Here is a 20,853-nt window from a genome sequence, read left to right as displayed (position 1 = left end):
GTTGGCCGCCAAGAAAAAACCTGCACCCAAGCGTGGCGCCAGCCGTTACCAGGCCCCGGCCAAGCAGCCGATCCCGGGCTGGCTGTGGCTGGCCATCGGCCTGACCGTGGGCGCATTCATCGTGTTCCTGATGAAACTTGAGCCGGGCCAGGGCGACGACGTCAAACGGGTCAAGCAAGAGCAGCAGAAAGCCACCCGTGCCGCCGAAGCCAACAAAACACCGCCCAGCCCACAGCAACCGGTCAAGCCTAAGTACGACTTCTATACCTTGCTGCCCGAGTCCGAAGTGATCGTGCCGCCCGAAGCCGTGCCGGAGAAAACCCTGCCGACGCCACAACCGGTGCCAACCACCCCCGTGACCCCGGAAGAAGCGGCGAAGATCGATACCGCCCGCGCCCAGGCTGCCCTCGCCGGTATCACCCCGCCGCCCGCGCCACCGGTGGCGAAAGCGGCGCCAGTGACCAAGTTCTTCCTCCAGGCCGGTTCGTTCCGCAAAGAGGCAGACGCCGACAAAGTGCGCGCGCAGATCATCCTGCTGGGCCAAGCGGTTTCGGTGGAGTCCGGCACGGTGAAGGATGAAACCTGGTACCGGGTGCTGGTGGGGCCGTTCAGCAACCGTGAGCAACTGACCGTGGCCCAGAAGCAACTGGCCGGCAGCGGCTTCAGCAACCTACTGCTGCAACAGCGCCAGAGCCGCTGACCGGGCATCTGCCAAGACACACCCTGTAGAAGCGGGCTTGCCCGCGATGGCACTGAATCACTCGCCCAATAGAGCGACTGACACGGCGCTATCGCGGGCAGGCCCGCTCCCACACTCGCGCCAGGCAACCCGCCGCCACTTGTCCGCCACGGTTGAAAAACCCGCCGCCACCCCCATATGAGTTCCCACCAGGGCATTTTCGCCCCGCTGCGTGGAGACTCTCCCTTGACCACCATCGTTTCAGTTCGCCGCCACGGCAAAGTCGTCATGGGCGGCGACGGCCAGGTTTCCCTCGGCAATACCGTGATGAAAGGCAACGCGAAGAAAGTTCGCCGCCTGTACCACGGCCAGGTGATTGCCGGTTTTGCCGGTGCCACCGCCGACGCCTTCACCCTGTTCGAACGCTTTGAAGGCCAGCTTGAGAAGCATCAGGGCCACTTGGTCCGTGCCGCCGTCGAACTGGCCAAGGAATGGCGCACCGACCGCTACCTGAGCCGCCTCGAAGCCATGCTCGCGGTCGCCAACAAGGACGCGTCCCTCATCATCACCGGCAACGGCGACGTGGTTGAACCCGAGGATGGCCTGATCGCCATGGGTTCCGGCGGCGGTTACGCCCAGGCCGCGGCCAGCGCGCTGCTGAAGAAAACCGACCTGTCGGCCCGGGAAATCGTCGAAACCGCCCTCGGCATCGCCGGCGACATTTGTGTATTCACCAACCACAACTTCACCATTGAGGAGCAGGACCTCGCGGAATAAGCCGTTACCGGCGCCCTTCCTGCTTGAGGACCCAACTACTATGTCCATGACTCCCCGCGAAATCGTCCACGAACTCAACCGCCATATCATCGGCCAGGATGACGCCAAGCGCGCCGTCGCCATTGCCCTGCGCAACCGCTGGCGGCGCATGCAGCTCCCTGAAGAGCTGCGCGTTGAAGTGACTCCCAAGAACATCCTGATGATCGGCCCCACCGGCGTGGGCAAGACCGAAATCGCCCGACGCCTGGCGAAACTGGCCAACGCCCCATTCATCAAGGTCGAAGCGACCAAGTTCACCGAAGTCGGCTATGTGGGCCGCGACGTCGAGTCGATCATCCGTGACCTGGCCGACGCCGCCATCAAGTTGCTGCGCGAGCAGGAAATGACCAAGGTCCGCCACCGCGCCGAAGACGCTGCCGAAGAGCGCATCCTCGACGCCCTGCTGCCCCCGGCGCGCATGGGTTTCAACGAAGACGCCGCGCCTTCGCAGGATTCCAACACCCGCCAACTGTTCCGCAAGCGCCTGCGCGAAGGCCAGTTGGACGACAAGGAAATCGAGATCGAAGTGGCCGAGGTGGCCGGTGTCGACATTTCCGCGCCGCCGGGCATGGAAGAAATGACCAACCAGTTGCAGAACCTGTTCGCCAACATGGGCAAGGGTAAGCGCAAAAACCGCAAGCTCAAGGTCAAGGAAGCGCTGAAACTGGTGCGCGACGAAGAGGCCGGTCGCCTGGTCAACGAAGAAGAATTGAAGGCCAAGGCCCTGGAAGCCGTCGAACAGCACGGCATCGTGTTCATCGATGAAATCGACAAGGTCGCCAAACGCGGTAACTCCGGTGGCGTCGATGTATCCCGCGAGGGCGTGCAACGCGACCTGCTGCCGCTGATCGAAGGCTGCACGGTCAATACCAAGCTGGGCATGGTCAAGACCGACCACATCCTGTTCATCGCCTCCGGCGCGTTCCACCTGAGCAAACCCAGCGACCTGGTGCCGGAACTGCAAGGTCGCCTGCCGATCCGCGTCGAGCTCAAGGCCCTGTCGCCGGAAGATTTCGAGCGCATCCTCAGCGAGCCCCATGCCTCCCTGACCGAGCAATACCGCGAACTGCTCAAAACCGAAGGCCTGGTCATCGAGTTCCAGCCTGATGGCATCAAGCGCCTGGCGCAGATTGCCTGGCAGGTTAACGAGAAAACCGAGAACATCGGTGCCCGGCGCCTGCACACCCTGCTCGAGCGCCTCCTCGAAGAGGTGTCGTTCAGCGCCGGCGACCTGGCCAGTGCCCAGGATGCCCAACCGATCAAGATCGATGCCGACTACGTCAACAGCCACTTGGGCGAATTGGCGCAGAACGAAGATCTGTCCCGCTACATTCTTTAGAGCGGCCAGCTTTGAGCTACAAGCTGCAAGGTGGACATCAGCGCCTTACAGCTTGTAGCTTGCAGCTTGACGTTTGTCGCTTCGGACCCCTGCCATGACCCCGCTTCCCACCGATATAAAGCTGCACAAAGCCTCGAAAACCCTGACCCTCAAATATGCCTCGGGCGAGGAGTACACCCTCCCCGCCGAGTTCCTGCGGGTGCATTCCCCCTCCGCCGAGGTCCAGGGCCACGGCAATCCTGTCCTGCAATTTGGCAAAATCGGCGTTGGCCTGAGCAAGGTCGAACCGGCCGGCCAGTACGCACTGAAACTGACCTTCGACGACGGCCACGACAGCGGCCTGTTCACCTGGGACTACCTCTACCAATTGGCGCAGCGCCAAGACGCACTGTGGGCCGATTATCTTGAAGCCTTGAAAGTTGCCGGAAAGTCCCGCGACCCGAGTGAATCTGTTGTACGGCTAATGCTCTAACTCAACGGTCTTACTCTTTAGAGGGCATTTTCTAATTTCATCTGCTTGAATGTTCGGCTGCATGGTCAATGATTGGCCTGCTTGCGAAAAAAATTAAACTCGGGTAACCAATGGAGCTGGCAAGTTCCCTGCAGTGTTCTCTGTCTTAAAAACAGCTGAAGCAGAATTCACGGTCACCCGAGCAGTAGTACCTGGCATTGGCTGTGTTACTGCACAGCAGGTCCCGGTACTCGTCTGTCGGACAATGGAGCGTCGTAGATGAGTAACAAGAATAATGATGACCTGAAACGCCAGGCCTCGGAAAACACACTGGGGCTTAATCCTGTTATCGGCTTGCGTAAAAAAGACCTGCTTACTTCTGCTCGCATGGTGCTGACCCAAGCTATCAAACAACCGTTGCACAGCGTCAAACACGTCGCGCACTTTGGGGTAGAACTCAAGAACGTGATGTTCGGCAAATCCACCCTGGCGCCGGAAAGCGACGACCGCCGCTTCAACGACCCGGCGTGGAGCCAGAACCCGCTGTACAAACGCTATATGCAAACCTACCTGGCGTGGCGCAAGGAACTGCACGACTGGATCGGCGACAGCAGCCTCTCGGAACAAGACATCAGCCGTGCCCACTTCGTCATCAACCTGATGACCGAAGCCATGGCGCCCACCAACAGCGCCGCCAACCCGGCGGCGGTCAAACGCTTCTTCGAAACCGGTGGCAAGAGCCTGCTCGATGGCCTCTCCCACTTGGCCAAGGATCTGGTGCACAACGGCGGCATGCCCAGCCAGGTGAACATGGGCGCCTTTGAAGTGGGCAAAAGCCTGGGCACCACCGAAGGCTCGGTGGTGTTTCGCAACGACGTACTGGAGCTGATCCAGTACCGCCCCATTACCGAGCAAGTGCACGAACGCCCGCTGCTGGTGGTGCCGCCGCAGATCAACAAGTTCTATGTATTTGACCTGAGCCCCGATAAGAGCCTGGCGCGCTTCTGCCTGCGCAGTAACGTGCAGACCTTTATCGTCAGTTGGCGCAACCCCACCAAGGCCCAGCGCGAATGGGGCCTCTCGACCTATATCGACGCGCTCAAGGAGGCGGTGGACGTGGTCACCGCGATCACCGGCAGCAAAGACGTCAACATGCTTGGTGCCTGCTCCGGCGGCATTACCTGCACTGCGCTGCTGGGCCACTACGCGGCGCTGGGCGAGAAGAAGGTCAACGCCCTGACCCTGCTGGTGAGCGTGCTGGACACTACCCTGGACACCCAGGTGGCGCTGTTCGTCGACGAGCAGACCCTGGAAGCGGCCAAGCGCCACTCCTACCAGGCCGGCGTGCTCGAAGGCAGCGACATGGCCAAGGTATTTGCCTGGATGCGGCCCAACGACCTGATCTGGAACTACTGGGTCAATAACTACCTGCTGGGCAATGAGCCACCGGTGTTCGACATCCTCTTCTGGAACAACGACACCACGCGCTTGCCGGCTGCCTTCCACGGCGACCTGATCGAGATGTTCAAGAACAACCCCTTGGTGCGCGCCAATGCCCTGGAGGTGTGCGGCACGCCCATCGACCTCAAGCAGGTCACCGCCGACGTGTATTCCCTGGCGGGCACCAATGACCACATCACGCCGTGGAAGTCCTGCTACAAGTCCGCCCAGTTGTTTGGCGGCAAGGTGGAGTTCGTGTTGTCCAGCAGCGGCCATATCCAGAGCATCCTGAACCCGCCGGGCAACCCGAAATCGCGCTACATGACCAGCACCGATATGCCCGCCGACGCCAACGCCTGGCAGGAGAATTCGTCCAAGCACACCGATTCCTGGTGGCTGCACTGGCAAGCCTGGCAGGCCGAGCGCTCGGGCAAACTGAAAAAGGCCCCCACCAGCCTGGGCAGCAAAACTTATCCGGCCGCCGAAGCGGCGCCGGGCACCTACGTTCACGAGCGATAAGCGAAACACCGGCAGTCTGTGGGAGCGAGCCTGCTCGCCCCCACAAGCAACGATGAAAAACTGACCCATAGGGCTTCAAGCATGCCGCAACCGTTCATCTTCCGTACGGTCGACCTGGATGGCCAAACCATCCGCACCGCCGTACGTCCCGGCAAGCCTCACTTGACGCCCTTGCTGATTTTCAACGGCATCGGCGCCAACCTGGAGCTGGTGTTCCCGTTCGTCCAGGCCCTGGACCCGGACCTGGAGGTGATCGCCTTCGATGTCCCCGGTGTCGGCGGCTCCTCGACGCCCAGCCGGCCCTACCGCTTTCCCGGGTTGGCCAAGCTCACGGCGCGCATGCTCGACTACCTGGATTACGGCCAGGTCAATGTGATTGGCGTGTCCTGGGGCGGCGCGCTGGCCCAACAGTTCGCCCACGACTACCCCGAGCGCTGCAAGAAACTGGTGCTGGCGGCCACGGCGGCCGGGGCATTCATGGTGCCCGGCAAGCCGAAAGTACTGTGGATGATGGCCAGCCCGCGGCGCTATATCCAACCGTCCCATGTGATCCGCATCGCACCGATGATTTACGGCGGCTCGTTCCGCCGCGACCCCAACCTCGCCGCCGACCATGCCAGCAAAGTGCGCTCGGCCGGCAAGCTGGGCTACTACTGGCAACTGTTCGCCGGGTTCGGTTGGACCAGCATCCACTGGCTGCACAAGATCCATCAGCCCACCCTGGTGCTGGCCGGCGACGACGACCCGCTGATCCCGCTGGTCAATATGCGCATGCTGGCCTGGCGAATTCCCAACGCCCAGCTACACATAATCGACGATGGCCATTTGTTCCTGATTACCCGGGCCGAAGCCGTCGCACCGATCATCATGAAATTTCTCCAACAGGAGCGGCAGCGGGCCGTCATGCACCCGCACCCGGCGCCCGCGGGCAAGGCCTAGGAGGCTGGCTGCCCGGCGCAAATGGCGCGCAACAACTATGTTGTCTGTCTTGGGCTTGTTGATGGCTGACGAAGGAGTGTTGACTCATGCGAGAAAAACCCGCGCCGGGCGTGCTGCCGACCCCCGCTACGCTGTTCAACGCCCACAGTGCGATCAGCGGCCTGCGTGGCCGTGACCTGTTTTCCACACTGCGCAGCGTCGCTTCCCATGGTTTGCGCCACCCGTTGCACAGCGCCCGTCATGCCCTGGCCTTGGGCGGGCAACTGGGCCGCGTATTGCTGGGCGAAACCCTGCACACACCCGCCCCCCAGGACAACCGCTTCAGTGACCCTACCTGGCAACTCAACCCGTTTTACCGGCGCAGCCTGCAGGCCTACCTGAGCTGGCAAAAGCAGAGCCAGAGCTGGATCGACGACAGCGGCATGAGCGACGACGACCGCGCCCGCGCCCACTTCGCCTTTGCCCTGCTCAACGACGCCGTGTCGCCCTCCAACACCCTGCTCAACCCGTTGGCGGTCAAGGAGCTGCTCAACTCCGGCGGCCACAGCGTAGTGCGTGGCATCGGCCATCTGTTCGACGACCTGCTGCACAACAACGGCCTGCCCAGCCAAATCACCAAGCACGCCTTCGAGGTCGGCAAGACCGTCGCCACCACGCCCGGTTCGGTGGTGTTTCGCAACGAGCTGTTGGAGCTGATCCAGTACAAGCCCATGAGCGAAAAACAGTACGCCACGCCCCTGCTGGTGGTGCCGCCGCAGATCAACAAGTACTACATTTTCGACTTGAGCCCGGCCAACAGCTTCGTCCAGTACGCGCTGAAAAATAACCTGCAGGTGTTCATGATTAGCTGGCGCAACCCCGACGTGCGCCACCGCGAGTGGGGCTTGTCCAGCTACGTGCAGGCCGCCGAAGAGGCGATGAACGTCTGCCGTGCGATCACCGGCAGCCGCGAGGTCAACCTGATGGGCGCGTGCGCGGGGGGCCTGACCATCGCCGCCCTGCAAGGCCACCTGCAAGCCAAACGCCAGTTGCGGCGCGTCGCCAGCGCCAGCTACCTGGTCAGCCTACTCGACAGCCAGATGGACAGCCCCGCCACCCTGTTCGTCGACGAACAAACCCTGGAAGCCGCCAAGCGCCGCTCCTACCAGCAGGGTGTACTCGACGGTCGGGACATGGCGCGGGTGTTCGCCTGGATGCGGCCCAACGACCTGATCTGGAACTACTGGGTCAACAACTACCTGCTGGGCAAGGCGCCGCCGCCCTTCGACATCCTTTACTGGAACAACGACAACACGCGCCTGCCCGCCGCGCTGCACGGCGACCTGCTGGATTTCTTCAAGCACAACCCCTTGAGCCACGCCGGCGGGCTGGAGGTGTGCGGCACGCCGATCGACCTGTCCAAGGTCAACGTCGATAGCTTCAGCGTGGCCGGGATCAACGATCACATCACGCCCTGGGACGCGGTGTACCGCTCGACCCTGCTGCTCGGTGGCGAGCGGCGCTTCGTGCTCTCCAACAGCGGCCACGTGCAAAGCATCCTCAACCCACCCGGCCACCCCAAGGCCAACTACATCGAAAACCCCAAGCTGAGCAGCGACCCACGCGCCTGGTACTACGACGCCAACCACGTTGACGGTAGCTGGTGGCCGCGCTGGCTCGAATGGGTCCAGGAACGCTCGGGCACCCAGCGCGAAACGCTGATGGCCTTGGGCAATCAGCATTACCCACCGATGGAAGCCGCCCCCGGCACTTATATTCATGTGCGCTGAACGCCCAACCACTAAGAAGACTGGATGAAAACCCGCGACCGGATCCTGGAATGCGCCCTGCAGTTGTTCAACGACAAGGGCGAACCGAACGTCTCGACCATGGAAGTGGCCAATGAAATGGGGATCAGCCCCGGCAACCTCTACTACCACTTCCACGGCAAGGAACCGCTGATTCTGGGCTTGTTCGAGCGTTTCCAGGCAGAACTCATGCCCCTGCTCGACCCGCCCGCCGACGCGCAACTGGCCGCCGAGGATTACTGGCTGTTCCTGCATTTGATCGTCGAACGCCTGGCCCACTACCGCTTTCTGTTCCAGGACCTGTCCAACCTGGCCGGCCGCCTGCCAAAACTGGCCAAGGGCATCCGCAACCTGCTCAACGCCCTCAAACGTGCCCTGGCCTCCCTACTGGCGCGGCTCAAGGCCCAGGGGCAACTGGTCAGCGATACCCAAGCCTTGGGGCAGTTGGTAGAACAAGTCACCATGACCCTGCTGTTTTCCCTGGACTACCAGCGCATTCTCGACCGCGAAGGCCAGGTACGGGTGGTGGTCTACCAGATCATGATGCTGGTGGCCCCGCACTTGCTGGCGCCGGTCAAGGTCGCCACGGAGAACATGGCCCTGCGTTATCTGGAGGAACCTGCCTGAATCCTGCCCGGCGCCCAAACAAAAACGCCCGACCTTCACAGGCCGGGCGTTTTGGCATGCCCTGAAAAATCAGGACTGACTGGTTGGCACCTGGGTTGGCGCCACAGTCGGGGCGGGCGTTGGCGCTGCTGCCGGCGCCGGGCTGGCCACAGCAGGCTTGGCTGCTGCGGCTGGCTTGGCGGCCGCGGGTTTAGGCGCGGCAGGCTTCTTGGCGACTGGTTTTTTCGCCGCTGCCGGTTTGGCCGGGGCCTTGGCAGCAGGTTTTACCGCAGCCTTGGCCGCGACAGGCTTGGCCACCGGTTTTGCAGCAGCCTTGGCGGCTGCGGTTTTCGCCGCCGGTTTGGCTACTGCTTTAGCGGCTGGTTTGGCAGCAGCCTTGGCCAGAGGCTTGGCCGCGGTTTTTGCCGCAGGCTTGGCCGCTGCGGTTTTCGCCGCGACGGGTTTGACCGAGGCACCGGTCAGGCGCTCGATCTGCTTGGTCAGGGTATCGACCTTGCTGTGCAGCGCCTTCACTTCATTGCGGCTCGGGACACCCAAACGGGAAATGGCGCTGTTCAGGCGTTTGTCGAAGGCTTCTTCCAACTCGCCCCATTTGCCCAGGGCGCGGTCTTTGACATCACCGACGCGGGACTTGGCCGAACTGGCGGAGTCCTTGGCGGCATCCACTTTCTTGCCCAGAACGCTCTTGGTCAGTTTCTCGGCTTTTTCGCCGTCCTTGACCAGGCTTTCAAATACCTTGGAACCGTCAGCATCGATCTTGGAATACACGCCTAAACCAGCAAGCCAGATTTTGCGGGAGTAGTCTTCGACTTTCCCGATCCACGAGTTGCCTTCTTTCTCAGACTTCTTTTTAACAGCCATCCCGTTCTCCTTAATGTTTACGCGCGACACGTTCGAGCAATGCCGTCAGCCCAACGAGCTTAGCAGAGAGTGTCTCAACATCATGTTTAGACGCAATGCCGAAGCGATTCAAGGCACTGGCGACACGGGCGTCAAAAGCTTTTTCGACTTTATCGAGTTGAACTTCGACCCGGCCTTTGAAACTGCCAACATCATCTTTGACGTTATCGATTTGGCTATTAGCGGCTTCCAGTTGTTCAGCCACAACTTTTTTGCCTTTCTTTTCAACTGTTTGGCCAGTCTTGACCAACTCATGAAAATACTCGGTGCCTTCCTGGCCGACTTTGGCGTAGGCACCCAGGCCGGCCAACCAGATCTTGCGGGCATAAGATTTAACTTCGCTCAGAGTGGTTGGCTGAGCATCGACTTTTTTCTTCAGACTTACTTTGGCCATGGTGCACCTCACGCGCAAAAAGGTTTGAGGAACCGCCCACGAAATTGGGGCTAGGGCACAAAGTAGTGAGATTAATTAGAAACGGCACCCTAACAACTGACGTACATCACAAACAGTCTTTGCGGGCGCGAGCCGGCGCCCACACAAAACCCCACTCAGGCCAGCGCCTTGTCCAACGCCTTTTCGATTTCGGCCTTGATGGTGCCGCTCATCGCCGACATCAACAGCCCCAGCTCCACATTCACCCGGATCGACTTCTCGCCTACTTCCACCGCGCCGGCGACCCCGGAGCGCTTGAGTTTTACCGTGTCCCCCGCCCACTGGGGCTGCAGCCCATACTGGTCGGCCAGTTTCTGCACCAGTACCTGGGCTTTCTCGCGGGCGGCTTGCAAACCCAGGTCGTGGGCACGCTCAACATTTATACGGGCCATTGGCTGACTCCTGTTTTATCGGGGTTTGCCGGATCGATCCTGACCTGCGTCAAAACGTCCCGGCGATTGCCTATCTTACCTTCAGCCTTGCCAAGACAAAGCCCGCCACCGGGATTAGAATGGCCGGCATTCTCTTTTGGTGACAGCGATATGACTGATTCGCACAAAGGCAGTGATGCCGAACCTACCACTCACTTCGGCTTCAAAAACGTCCCGCAAAGCCAGAAAGCGGAAAAAGTCGCCGAAGTATTCCACTCGGTCGCCAGTAAATATGACCTGATGAACGATGTGCTTTCCGGCGGCATGCATCGCCTGTGGAAGCGTTTCACCATCGAGCTGTCCGGCGTGCGCAGCGGCAACCGCGTGCTGGACATCGCCGGCGGCACGGGCGACCTGGCCCTGAAGTTCTCGCACCTGGTCGGCCCGACCGGCCAAGTGGTGCTGGCCGACATCAACGAATCCATGCTCAAGGTCGGCCGTGATCGCCTGCTCGATCGCGGTGTGGCGGGCAATATCGAGTTCGTCCAGGCCGACGCTGAAAAGCTGCCGTTCCCCGACAACCACTTCGATTGCGTGACCATCGCCTTCGGCCTGCGCAACGTGACCCGCAAGGAAGACGCCCTGCGCTCCATGCTGCGGGTGCTCAAGCCGGGCGGTCGCCTGCTGGTGCTCGAATTCTCCAAGCCCACCAACGCGCTGATGTCCAAGGTCTATGACGCTTACTCCTTCGCGTTCATGCCGATGGTGGGCAAGCTGATCCTCAACGACCCGGAAAGTTATCGCTACCTGGCCGAATCGATCCGCATGCACCCCAACCAAGAAACCCTGAAGTCGATGATGGTCGAGGCCGGTTTCGACCGCGTGACTTACCACAACATGACCTCGGGCATCGTCGCCCTACACCGCGGCATCAAGCCCTGATGTTGCTCAGCGGCCTGCTGGCGGGGGTCGAACACGGCCTCAACCGCGTCCTGCGCCTCGACAGCACGGCTCTGCCGCGCCTGGGTCATTTGAACGGCAAGGTGATCGCCGTCGACTGCCGCAGCCCGGCCTTGCAGTTGTTCATCCTGCCCAGTGATGAAGGCCTGATGCTGGCCGCGAACTGGGCCGCCGACGCCGATTGCACCTTGCGCGCCCCCGCGTCGAGCCTGCTGAGCCTGGCCCTGAGCAAGGACAAGACCGCGATCCTGCACGGCCCCGACGTCGAACTCGACGGCGACAGCGCGGTGCTGCTGGACCTGGCCGCCGTGCTGCAAGACCTGGAGCTGGACTGGGAGTACGAGCTCTCGCGCTGGCTTGGCCCCGTCGCCACGCAGTTGATCGGCGGCCATTTGCGCAGCCGCAGCCGTTGGTACAGCCAGGGGTTCGCCAGCCTGAACCAGAACCTGGGCGAGTACCTGAGTGAAGAAGCGCGTGCCCTTGTAGGCCTGCGCGAAGCCGAAGCCCGATTTAGCGAACTGGACCGGATCAAACTCGATCTGGAACGCCTTGAGGCGCGTGTCGAGCGCCTTTCCCGATCCCTTGATTCAAGCGATAACGCATGAAGCTGCTTGCCGTCCGCCGTTTGTTGCGCATCCAGCGCGTCGTGATCCGCTACCGTCTCGATGACCTGCTGTTCGACCTCCCATTGCCCTGGTTCCTGCTGGCCCTGCGCTATGCCTTGCCGTGGCGCTGGTTCCCGCGCAAGCCCCTGGACCTGAGCCGTGGCGCGCGCCTGCGCCTGGCGTTGCAGGATCTGGGGCCGATCTTCATCAAGTTCGGGCAGATCCTCTCCACACGCCGCGACTTGCTGCCCGAAGACATCGCCGACGAACTGATGCGCCTGCAAGACCGCGTGCCGCCGTTCGACTCGCAAGTGGCGGTCGATCTGATCGAAGCGCAACTGGGGCAGAAGATCAGCGACGTCTTCAGCCGTTTCGACATCGAACCACTGGCCTCCGCGTCGGTGGCGCAAGTCCACGCCGCGCAGCTCAAAAGCGGTGAAGAAGTAGTGGTCAAGGTCATTCGCCCGGGCCTCAAGCCGATCATCGCCCAGGACCTGGCGTGGCTGTTCATCCTCGCCCGCGCCGCCGAAAAACTCTCCGCCGACGCCCGCCTGCTGCACCCGGTGGACGTGGTGCAGGACTACGAAAAAACCATCTACGACGAACTCGACCTGCTGCGCGAGGCGGCCAACGCCAGCCAGCTCAAGCGCAACTTCGAGGGCTCGCCGCTGCTGTACGTGCCGCAGGTTTATTGGGACTGGTGCCGCCCCAAAGTGCTGGTGATGGAGCGCATCTATGGCATTCAGGTCACCGACCTGGCGACCCTGGCCGACCAGCGCACCGACATGAAGGCCCTGGCCGAACGCGGCGTAGAGATTTTCTTCACCCAAGTGTTCCGCGACAGTTTCTTCCACGCCGACATGCACCCGGGCAATATTTTCGTCAGCACCGTGAACCCCTGGAGCCCGCAGTACATCGCCATCGACTGCGGCATCGTCGGCAGCCTGACGCCCCAGGACCAGGACTACCTGGCCCGCAACCTGTTCGCTTTCTTCAAGCGCGACTACCGCCGCGTGGCGCAACTGCACATCGATTCGGGCTGGGTGCCGGCCGAGACCAAGCTCAATGAGTTCGAGGCGGCGATCCGCACCGTGTGCGAGCCGATCTTCGAAAAGCCGCTCAAGGACATCTCCTTCGGCCAAGTGCTGATGCGCCTGTTCCAGACCGCTCGGCGCTTCAATATGGAAGTGCAGCCACAATTGGTGCTGCTGCAAAAGACCCTGCTCAACATCGAAGGCCTGGGCCGCCAGCTCTACCCGGACCTGGACCTGTGGAACACCGCCCAGCCGTTCCTGGAACGCTGGATGCGAGAACGCGTCAGCCCCAAGACCCTACTGGGCAACCTGCAAAGCCAGGTCGAGCAATTGCCGCACCTGGCCAACATGACCCGCGACCTGCTGGAACGCATGTCCCAACCCCACGCCGCGGACCCCGCGCCGCCCTGGCACCGGCGCAAGGACGACTGGTTCCTGCGCCTGCTGGGCGCCGCGCACCTGGCAGGTGGCGCGGTGCTGGCGGCGGGCGGCCCGCTCGGTGAAGCAGGCCACTGGCCGGCCGGCGTGATGGTGGCCGTGGGCTTGTATCTGGTCGTGCGCCGATAGCCAGCCGGGGTATCGGCTGGCACACTGAAGCGAATTAGTTACAAGTTGCAAGCTGCAAGCGAATCGGCGGCGTGACCTAGGTTAGTAAGCTTTTACTTGCAGCTTGAAGCTTCAAGCTCGCCTCTTTTTCAGGAACTGAAAATGAATAACTGGCTGGACGAGATCAAATGGGACGCCGATGGCCTGGTGCCAGCAATCGCCCAGGATCACAAGACCGGGCGCGTGCTGATGATGGCGTGGATGAACCGCCAAGCGCTGCAATTGACCGCCGCCGAGAACCGCGCCATTTATTGGTCACGTTCGCGTGGCAAGCTGTGGCGCAAGGGCGAAGAGTCCGGCCACGTGCAGCATTTGCATGAACTGCGCCTGGACTGCGACGCCGACGTCATCATCCTGAAAGTCGAGCAGGTTGGCGGTATCGCCTGCCACACCGGCCGCCAGAGCTGCTTCTATCGTGTCTTTGAAAACGGTGCCTGGGCAACCGTCGACCCAGTACTCAAAGACCCGCACGCCATTTATTCGGACCACAAACATGACTGACACCCTGACCCGCCTGGCCCAGGTGCTCGAAGAGCGCAAAGGCGCCAGCGCCGACAGTTCCTACGTCGCCAGCCTGTACCACAAGGGCCTGAACAAGATTTTGGAAAAAGTCGGCGAAGAATCGGTCGAGACGATCATCGCCGCCAAGGATGCCGCCATCAGCGGTGACTGCAGCGATGTCATCTACGAAACTGCTGACCTCTGGTTCCACAGCCTGGTCATGCTCGCCCAACTGGGGCAGCACCCGCAGGCCGTGCTCGATGAACTGGAACGACGCATTGGCACCAGCGGGCATACCGAGAAAGCCTCGCGCCCGTCCACCTGAATTCAACTTCTAGAGAGGAAACGCAACATGGGCATTTTTGACTGGAAACACTGGGTCGTCATTCTGGTTGTCGTGGTGCTGGTGTTCGGTACCAAGAAACTGAAAAACCTGGGCACCGATGTCGGCGAATCGATCAAGGGCTTTCGCAAAGCCATGAACGACGACGAAAAACCGGCCGAACCCAACGCATCCACGGCGCAACCCGTGCCGCCGGTGCAGCCCCAGGCTTCGCCACTGAGCCAGCCGCACACGATCGACGTGCAGGCGCAAAAAGTCGAAGAGCCGATCCGCAAAGACTTGTGAGCACCCAATAAATGTTCGGTATCAGCTTCTCTGAACTGCTGCTCGTCGGCCTCGTCGCCCTGCTGGTGCTGGGCCCCGAGCGCCTGCCGGGTGCTGCGCGCACCGCAGGCCTGTGGGTCGGGCGCCTGAAACGCAGCTTCAACGCAATCAAGAATGAAGTTGAACGGGAAATCGGCGCCGACGAGATTCGCCGGCAATTGCACAACGAGCACATCCTGTCGTTGGAGCAAGAGGCCCGCAATATCCTCAACCCGCAGCAGAAAAACCCCGGCACGTTCACCCCGCCGGTACAGGAACCGCCCGCCGCGCCTAGCGTCGAGCCTGCTGCGGTTGTTACCCCGACAGAATCCGTGGCGGCTACCACCGCCGCTTCCGAGCCCACTTTGCCGCCGCGAGCCCCATGAGCGCTGATAAACCGGAACACGACCAGCACATGCCGCTGGTCTCGCACCTCACCGAGCTGCGAACCCGCCTGCTGCGCTGTGTCGCGGCGATTTTCGTGATCTTCGCCGGGCTGTTTGCCTTCACCCAGCAGATCTACACCTTCGTCTCCACGCCGCTGCGCGATTACCTGCCTGTCGGCGCGACGATGATCGCCACGGACGTCTCGTCGCCGTTCCTCACGCCGCTGAAGCTGACGATGATGGTGTCGCTGTTCCTCGCGATCCCGGTGATCCTGCACCAGATCTGGGGCTTCATCGCGCCGGGCCTGTACAAGCACGAAAAACGCATTGCCGTGCCGCTGCTGGTGTCGAGCATCCTGCTGTTCTACACCGGCATGGCGTTCGCCTACTTCCTGGTGTTCCCGCTGATCTTCAAATTCTTCGCCGCCGCCACCCCGGCGGGCGTCGAGATGATGACCGACATCACCAGCTACCTCGATTTCGTGATGACGCTGTTCTTCGCCTTTGGCGTGGCGTTCGAGATCCCCGTCGCCGTGGTGCTGCTGGTGTGGATTGGCGTGGTGGACGTCAAGTACCTGAAGAAGATCCGCCCCTACGTCATCATCGGCTGCTTCGTGGTGGGCATGATCCTCACCCCGCCGGACATCTTCTCCCAGACCCTGCTGGCGATCCCCATGTGGTTGCTGTTCGAGATCGGCATCCTCTTTGGCAGCCTGGTCAGCAAGCGCGGCGAGCACCCCGACGACCCGCCTTCGGACAGTGAACCCCAAGACCAGCCGCCAGCGACCCAAGCGTGAACCTGCTGCTGCTCGAAGAGGCCGACTTCATCGCGCCGGACCGCGCCGTGCTGGGCGGGCGGCGCCTGACCCATATGCAGGAAGTACACCGCGCCGCCGTCGGCGACAGCTTGCGGGTCGGGCGCATTGGCGGCTTGATGGGTTCGGCGCAATTGCTGCGCCTGGACAGCCATGAAGCCGAGTTGCAGATCAGCCTCGACCAACCGCCGCCGGCCAAGCTGCCGCTGACCCTGCTGCTGGCCCTGCCCCGGCCGAAAATGCTCCGCCGCGTGCTGCAAACCGTCGCCGCCATGGGCGTGCCGCGGGTGGTGCTGGTCAACAGCTACCGGGTGGAAAAAAGCTTCTGGCAAACCCCGTTCCTGGAACCTGCCGCCGTGCGCGAGCAATTGATCCTGGGCCTGGAACAAGCGCGAGACACAGTGCTGCCCGAGATCATCATCGAGAAGCGCTTCAAGCCCTTCGTCGAAGACCGCTTGCCCGCCCTGGCCGCCGATACCCTGGGCCTGGTCGGCCACCCCGGCCCTTACCCGCCGTGCCCGCGCGGCCTCGACGAACCGGTGACCCTGGCCATCGGCCCCGAGGGTGGCTGGATCCCCTACGAAATCGACCTGCTGGCCAAGGCCGGCCTGCAACCGGTGCAACTGGGCGAGCGTATCCTGCGGGTCGAAACCGCCGTCACGGCGCTGCTCTCACGGTTGTTCTAAACGCTCCTGTAGCAAGCGGCCGCTCCAGTTACAGACAAAGGTCTTACATCCAAATCCTACAGAACCCACAGCGACGGCCGATAAATCCCTTATAGAACCAGTTGTCTTTTCAGGGAGTTACAGCATGTACCGGTGGTTAGCCCATAGCTTGGGAAATGTGAGTGTCAATCTGAAACTCAGCATCGGCTTCGGCCTGGTGCTGCTCCTCACCCTGCTGATTACCCTGACCGGTTGGATCGGCCTGGGCCATGTGATCGAACGCGGCGACAAACTGGGCTTTATTTCCAGCCTCAATGAACTGACCAAAGACCTGCGTGCCGCGCGCCTGACCTACGAACTGCACCACGGCGAACAAGGCACCGAGGCGGTCAGCGACCTGTTGAATAAACTCGATGCCAGCCTGCAACAGGCCCGCACCTACATCACCCACCCCGAAGACGTCACGCTGATCGGCCAGCAACAGGCCGCCGTGGCCGAGTACAAGCGCGGTTTCGTCAATTTGGCCGAGGCCAACCAGAACCGGGAAGCCAACCGCGCCCAGCTCATCGCCACCGCTAATGCGGCGATGGCCAGCGTGGCGCAGGTGGAAAAATCCCTGCTGCAAGGCGAAAGCGTGGCGCAGTTCAACAGCGTCATCGAGTTGAGCAAGCTGATCCAGCAAGCGCGCTTCCAAGTGCGCGGCTACACCTTCAGCACCAAGGCCGAGGCCCTGCAACCGGCACTCGAGGCCGTCGACAACGCCCTGGCCTACCTCACCGGCCTGCCCGCCGCGCTGCCCGAGCAGCACATCGCCCACCTGCAACAGGCCAGCGAGGCACTCAAGGGCTACCGGGTGGCCGTCACCCAGTTCGCCCAGGCCCAGGAAGCCAACGTCGCGGCCCTCAAGCACATGGCCGACCAGGGCACGCGCCTGATGGACCTGAGCAACCAACTGACCGTCTCGCAAACCGCCAAGCGCGACAGCGAAGCGGCCAGCGCGAAAAGCACCCTGATGCTAGCCACCGTGCTGGCGCTGGCCTTCGGCCTGTTCGCCGCGTGGAGCATCACCCGGCAGATCGTCACGCCCCTGCAGCAGACCCTCAAAGTGGTCGAGCGCGTGGCCTCTGGCGATCTCAGCCACGACCTGGATGTGCAGCGCCGCGACGAACTCGGCCAACTGCAACAGGCCATGCAGCGCATGACCGTGAGCCTGCGTGAGTTGATCGGTGGCATCAGCGACGGCGTGACGCAAATCGCCAGCGCCGCCGAAGAACTGTCGGCCGTGACCGAGCAGACCAGCGCCGGGGTCAACAGCCAGAAAGTCGAAACCGACCAAGTGGCCACCGCCATGCACGAAATGGCCGCCACCGTGCAGGAAGTGGCGCGCAACGCCGAGGAAGCCTCCGAAGCCGCCGTGGCCGCCGACCAGCAGGCCCGCGAAGGCGACAAGGTCGTTGGCGAGGCCATCGCCCAGATCGAACGCCTGGCCACCGAGGTGGGCAACTCCACCGAGGCCATGAGCCATCTGCAACGCGAGAGTGACAAGATCGGCAGCGTGCTGGACGTCATCAAATCGGTGGCGCAACAGACCAACCTGCTGGCCCTCAACGCGGCCATCGAAGCGGCGCGCGCCGGCGAGGCGGGCCGTGGTTTTGCGGTGGTCGCCGATGAAGTGCGCAGCCTGGCCCAGCGCACGCAAAAATCCACCGAGGAAATCGAAGAGCTGATCGTCGGCCTGCAAAGCGGCACCCAGCAGGTGGCGACCATCATGGACAACAGCCGCACCCTCACCGACAGCAGCGTGGAACTGACCCGCCGCGCCGGGGGCTCGCTGGACAACATCACGCGCACCGTCTCGGCGATCCAGGCGATGAACCAGCAGATCGCCGCCGCTGCCGAGCAGCAAAGCGCCGTGGCCGAAGAGATCAACCGCAGCGTGCTCAACGTGCGCGATGTGTCCGAACAAACCTCGGCCGCCAGCGAAGAAACCGCCGCCTCCAGCGCCGAACTGGCGCGCCTGGGCGTGCACCTGCAAAGCCTGGTGGGGCGGTTTAAGGTCTGATACCCCGTAGGTACATCAGCCAGGGTTGGCTCTGCATGGGCTGCCGTCATCGCGGGCAGGCCCGCTCCCACAGGTGAACTGTGGTGTGGGTGGGATTTTCATTTTCCTGCTCCCGATGGCGGCCCTGAGTGGCGGTACCGAGTGGTAGGGGTAAGACCGTTGCCACCCACAAAAAACCTCCCCCAAAGCCCTCTGCCCGGAGGGCTTTTTTCTGAAATTTCTTACGCAATTTTCAGGTCGAGGCTTACAGGGCTGACGCCGATCAACAAGGACATGCGCTCCTCTCCTGACACCCGTCAGCCGCAGCGCCATGCCCTTCTTGAATCGTCGGAGGTTCATCATGTTTCGTTGGCTGACCCGCGCCGTGGACAACATCAATGTCCCCCTCAAACTTGCCCTGGGCTTCGGCCTGATCCTGCTCCTGACCCTGGCCATCGCCCTCACGGGTTGGAGCGCCCTGGGCACGGTGCTCTTTCGTTCGCAGACCCTGACCGAGCTGGCCCAGTTAGGCCTGAGCAGCAAAGACCTGCGCAACGCCCACATCATTTACCAGGACTCCAGTTCCCCCAAGAACCTGGAGGCCATCAGCCGCCATCTAGCGAAGATCGACCAGCAACTGGACAGTATCGCGCTGCGCCTCAAAGACCCGGTCAACCTCAGGCAAATCCAAGTCAGCGCCGGGTATGTCGGCAACTTCAGGAATCGCCTGGGAGAACTGGCGCCGGCCATCGAGCAACGCGAAACAGCCCGCAACCAACTCAAACTTAGCGCCAAGCGCACCAGCGAAGCCGTCGCCCGGTTCGCCAGCGACCTGCCCAACCAGGACGACCAGCAAGCCCTCAAACCCGTAGAGCAACTGCGCCAGGCTATGGCCCAAGTCGAAGACCATGTGCTGAGCCCAGCCTGGATCGCCACGTCCCTGCAAAGCTACGCCGATACCGTTATCAACGGCCTCGCTGCCGTGGAACGCGCCGAAGCGCAGTTGCAGGCGTTGCCCGCCCACATGGCCCCCCTCAAAGCTGCGCTGCTCGATTACCGCACCCAGATCAGCCTCATGAAGGATGCGCAACTGGGCACTGAAACGACCCATGAAAAAATGGCCCAGCAACTCGACGCCCTGCTCAGCGAGAGTGGCGATCTGAGCCGGGATCAATTGCGCAAGGCCGCTAACCAGGCTGATTACGCCAACACCTTGCTGGCCGCGGTCACCGCCGTCGCGATCCTGATCGGCATGTTCGCCGCGTGGCTGATCTCCGCGCGGATCACCGTGGCCCTGCACCAAACCCTGCAAGCGGCCAACCGCATCGCCCAGGGCGATCTGCGCCAGGACCTCGACACCCGGCGCCGCGACGAATTGGGGCGCCTGCAGCGCAGCATGCACAACATGACGCTGAACCTGCGCAGCCTGATTGGCGATATCGGCGAAGGCGCGATCCAGATTGCCAGCGCCGCCGAGCAACTGTCGGCGGTCACCGAACAAACCAGTGCGGGGGTCAACAGCCAGAAGGAAGAAACCGAATTAGTGGCCACGGCCATGACTCAGATGGTCGCCACGGCTCGCGAGGTGGCTCTACATGCCGAGCAAGCCTCCCGGGCCGCTGTGGAAGCCGACCAGCATGCTGGCCAGGGCGATCGCGTGGTCGGCGAAGCCATCGCCCAGATCGAGCACCTGGCCAGCGAGGTCAGCCATTCCGGGCAGGCCATGGAGCAGTTACAGCAGGAAAGCGGCCGCATCGGCAGCGTGCTGGACGTCATCAAGTCGGTCTCGCAGCAAACCAACCTGCTGGCCCTCAATGCAGCCATCGAGGCAGCCCGCGCGGGGGAGGCCGGGCGCGGTTTCGCGGTGGTCGCCGACGAAGTGCGCAGCCTCGCGCAGCGCACCCAGCAATCGGCCGAAGAAATCGAACAACTGATCCTAAGCCTGCAAAACGGCACCCAACAGGTCGCCAGCATCATGGCCAACAGCCAGAGCCTGACCCACAGCAGTGTCGAACTGGCCCGCCGTGCAGGGGAAGCGCTGAACCACATTACCCGCACCGTGGCCAGCATCCAGGAAATGAACCCACAGATCGCCGCCGCCGCCGAAGAACAAAGCAGCGTGGCCGAAGAGATCAACCGTAATGTGATGAATGTGCGCGAAGTGTGCGAGCAAACTTCGGCGGCCAGCGAAGAGACCGCAGCGTCCAGTATCGAACTGGCGCGTTTGGGTACGCATTTGCAGCGATTGGTGGAGAAGTTCAAGGTATGAAGCCGAACCGGGGCCAAAGGCCCC

22 protein-coding genes and 1 pseudogene are annotated in these 20,853 nt (G+C 62.2%); 20 read left to right on the top strand and 3 right to left on the bottom strand.

Annotated features, from left to right (window positions below):
* Position 1: 1 nt before the first annotated feature.
* The 8 genes from AC19YT_RS01740 to AC19YT_RS01705 all read left to right on the top strand — a co-directional run bounded on the left by AC19YT_RS01740 (position 2) and on the right by AC19YT_RS01705 (position 8,597).
* Entirely contained in the window at positions 2 to 700 is a 699-nt protein-coding gene (locus AC19YT_RS01740) for an SPOR domain-containing protein (protein ID WP_095108893.1), read from the top strand.
* A gap of 225 nt (positions 701 to 925) precedes the next feature.
* Positions 926 to 1,456 (top strand): ATP-dependent protease subunit HslV, encoded by a 531-nt coding sequence (hslV, locus tag AC19YT_RS01735; RefSeq protein WP_500597308.1) that lies wholly within the window; start codon positions 926 to 928, stop codon positions 1,454 to 1,456.
* A 40-nt stretch (positions 1,457 to 1,496) separates the two neighbouring features.
* The gene (hslU, locus tag AC19YT_RS01730; protein WP_500597310.1) at positions 1,497 to 2,834 is read left to right on the top strand and encodes an ATP-dependent protease ATPase subunit HslU; all 1,338 of its coding nucleotides are present in this window, start codon (positions 1,497 to 1,499) and stop codon (positions 2,832 to 2,834) included.
* Positions 2,835 to 2,928: 94 nt separating this feature from the next.
* Entirely contained in the window at positions 2,929 to 3,306 is a 378-nt protein-coding gene (locus AC19YT_RS01725; protein WP_095108890.1) for a gamma-butyrobetaine hydroxylase family protein, read from the top strand.
* A 258-nt stretch (positions 3,307 to 3,564) separates the two neighbouring features.
* Positions 3,565 to 5,244: a class II poly(R)-hydroxyalkanoic acid synthase gene (gene phaC / locus AC19YT_RS01720; RefSeq protein WP_095108889.1), complete on the top strand. Its 1,680-nt coding sequence runs from the start codon at positions 3,565 to 3,567 to the stop codon at positions 5,242 to 5,244.
* An 81-nt stretch (positions 5,245 to 5,325) separates the two neighbouring features.
* Complete coding sequence (phaZ, locus tag AC19YT_RS01715) at positions 5,326 to 6,183, top strand: poly(3-hydroxyalkanoate) depolymerase (RefSeq protein ID WP_095108888.1); 858 nt, start codon at positions 5,326 to 5,328, stop codon at positions 6,181 to 6,183.
* An 86-nt stretch (positions 6,184 to 6,269) separates the two neighbouring features.
* Positions 6,270 to 7,952, top strand: coding sequence for a class II poly(R)-hydroxyalkanoic acid synthase (phaC, locus tag AC19YT_RS01710; RefSeq protein WP_500597312.1), 1,683 nt, complete (start codon positions 6,270 to 6,272; stop codon positions 7,950 to 7,952).
* 24 nt (positions 7,953 to 7,976) lie between these two features.
* Positions 7,977 to 8,597 (top strand): TetR/AcrR family transcriptional regulator, encoded by a 621-nt coding sequence (locus AC19YT_RS01705; RefSeq protein ID WP_095108886.1) that lies wholly within the window; start codon positions 7,977 to 7,979, stop codon positions 8,595 to 8,597.
* A gap of 69 nt (positions 8,598 to 8,666) precedes the next feature.
* On the opposite strand, the gene AC19YT_RS01700 is transcribed toward AC19YT_RS01705, so the two are convergent.
* The 3 genes from AC19YT_RS01700 to AC19YT_RS01690 all read right to left on the bottom strand — a co-directional run bounded on the left by AC19YT_RS01700 (position 8,667) and on the right by AC19YT_RS01690 (position 10,322).
* Positions 8,667 to 9,458 (bottom strand): phasin family protein, encoded by a 792-nt coding sequence (locus AC19YT_RS01700; protein WP_500609608.1) that lies wholly within the window; start codon positions 9,456 to 9,458, stop codon positions 8,667 to 8,669.
* A gap of 10 nt (positions 9,459 to 9,468) precedes the next feature.
* Positions 9,469 to 9,891 (bottom strand): phasin family protein, encoded by a 423-nt coding sequence (locus AC19YT_RS01695; RefSeq protein WP_500597315.1) that lies wholly within the window; start codon positions 9,889 to 9,891, stop codon positions 9,469 to 9,471.
* A gap of 155 nt (positions 9,892 to 10,046) precedes the next feature.
* Positions 10,047 to 10,322, bottom strand: coding sequence for a polyhydroxyalkanoic acid system family protein (locus AC19YT_RS01690; RefSeq protein WP_095108883.1), 276 nt, complete (start codon positions 10,320 to 10,322; stop codon positions 10,047 to 10,049).
* A 150-nt stretch (positions 10,323 to 10,472) separates the two neighbouring features.
* On the opposite strand from AC19YT_RS01690, the gene ubiE reads away from it, so the two are divergent.
* From ubiE to AC19YT_RS01630, 12 genes and pseudogenes are all read left to right on the top strand, one after another.
* Positions 10,473 to 11,243 (top strand): bifunctional demethylmenaquinone methyltransferase/2-methoxy-6-polyprenyl-1,4-benzoquinol methylase UbiE, encoded by a 771-nt coding sequence (ubiE, locus tag AC19YT_RS01685; protein ID WP_095108882.1) that lies wholly within the window; start codon positions 10,473 to 10,475, stop codon positions 11,241 to 11,243.
* Positions 11,243 to 11,866, top strand: a complete 624-nt coding sequence (locus AC19YT_RS01680) for a ubiquinone biosynthesis accessory factor UbiJ (protein WP_095108881.1) — start codon at positions 11,243 to 11,245, stop codon at positions 11,864 to 11,866. The genes ubiE and AC19YT_RS01680 overlap by 1 nt, the downstream gene beginning before the upstream one ends.
* Positions 11,863 to 13,467, top strand: coding sequence for a ubiquinone biosynthesis regulatory protein kinase UbiB (ubiB, locus tag AC19YT_RS01675; protein ID WP_095108880.1), 1,605 nt, complete (start codon positions 11,863 to 11,865; stop codon positions 13,465 to 13,467). The genes AC19YT_RS01680 and ubiB overlap by 4 nt, the downstream gene beginning before the upstream one ends.
* A 141-nt stretch (positions 13,468 to 13,608) precedes the next feature.
* Positions 13,609 to 14,007, top strand: coding sequence for a phosphoribosyl-AMP cyclohydrolase (hisI, locus tag AC19YT_RS01670; protein WP_095108879.1), 399 nt, complete (start codon positions 13,609 to 13,611; stop codon positions 14,005 to 14,007).
* Positions 14,000 to 14,332, top strand: coding sequence for a phosphoribosyl-ATP diphosphatase (locus AC19YT_RS01665; RefSeq protein ID WP_095108878.1), 333 nt, complete (start codon positions 14,000 to 14,002; stop codon positions 14,330 to 14,332). Before hisI ends, AC19YT_RS01665 begins: the two co-directional genes overlap by 8 nt.
* 27 nt (positions 14,333 to 14,359) lie before the next feature.
* Entirely contained in the window at positions 14,360 to 14,635 is a 276-nt protein-coding gene (locus tag AC19YT_RS01660; protein ID WP_095108877.1) for a twin-arginine translocase TatA/TatE family subunit, read from the top strand.
* Between the two features lie 11 nt (positions 14,636 to 14,646).
* Complete coding sequence (gene tatB, locus AC19YT_RS01655) at positions 14,647 to 15,039, top strand: Sec-independent protein translocase protein TatB (protein WP_095108876.1); 393 nt, start codon at positions 14,647 to 14,649, stop codon at positions 15,037 to 15,039.
* Positions 15,036 to 15,836, top strand: a complete 801-nt coding sequence (gene tatC, locus AC19YT_RS01650; RefSeq protein ID WP_095108875.1) for a twin-arginine translocase subunit TatC — start codon at positions 15,036 to 15,038, stop codon at positions 15,834 to 15,836. The genes tatB and tatC overlap by 4 nt, the downstream gene beginning before the upstream one ends.
* The gene (locus tag AC19YT_RS01645; RefSeq protein WP_500597318.1) at positions 15,833 to 16,540 is read left to right on the top strand and encodes a 16S rRNA (uracil(1498)-N(3))-methyltransferase; all 708 of its coding nucleotides are present in this window, start codon (positions 15,833 to 15,835) and stop codon (positions 16,538 to 16,540) included. The genes tatC and AC19YT_RS01645 overlap by 4 nt, the downstream gene beginning before the upstream one ends.
* Before the next feature lie 124 nt (positions 16,541 to 16,664).
* Positions 16,665 to 17,678, top strand: a pseudogene (locus AC19YT_RS01640) (methyl-accepting chemotaxis protein); the annotation flags it as partial.
* A gap of 30 nt (positions 17,679 to 17,708) precedes the next feature.
* Complete coding sequence (locus AC19YT_RS01635; RefSeq protein ID WP_500609643.1) at positions 17,709 to 18,581, top strand: methyl-accepting chemotaxis protein; 873 nt, start codon at positions 17,709 to 17,711, stop codon at positions 18,579 to 18,581.
* A gap of 340 nt (positions 18,582 to 18,921) precedes the next feature.
* Entirely contained in the window at positions 18,922 to 20,829 is a 1,908-nt protein-coding gene (locus tag AC19YT_RS01630; protein WP_095108872.1) for a methyl-accepting chemotaxis protein, read from the top strand.
* The last annotated feature ends 24 nt before the right edge of the window (positions 20,830 to 20,853 follow it).

The organism is Pseudomonas sp. MF08875, from assembly GCF_059862525.1.
This window is presented reverse-complemented; position numbering and strand designations above follow the sequence as displayed.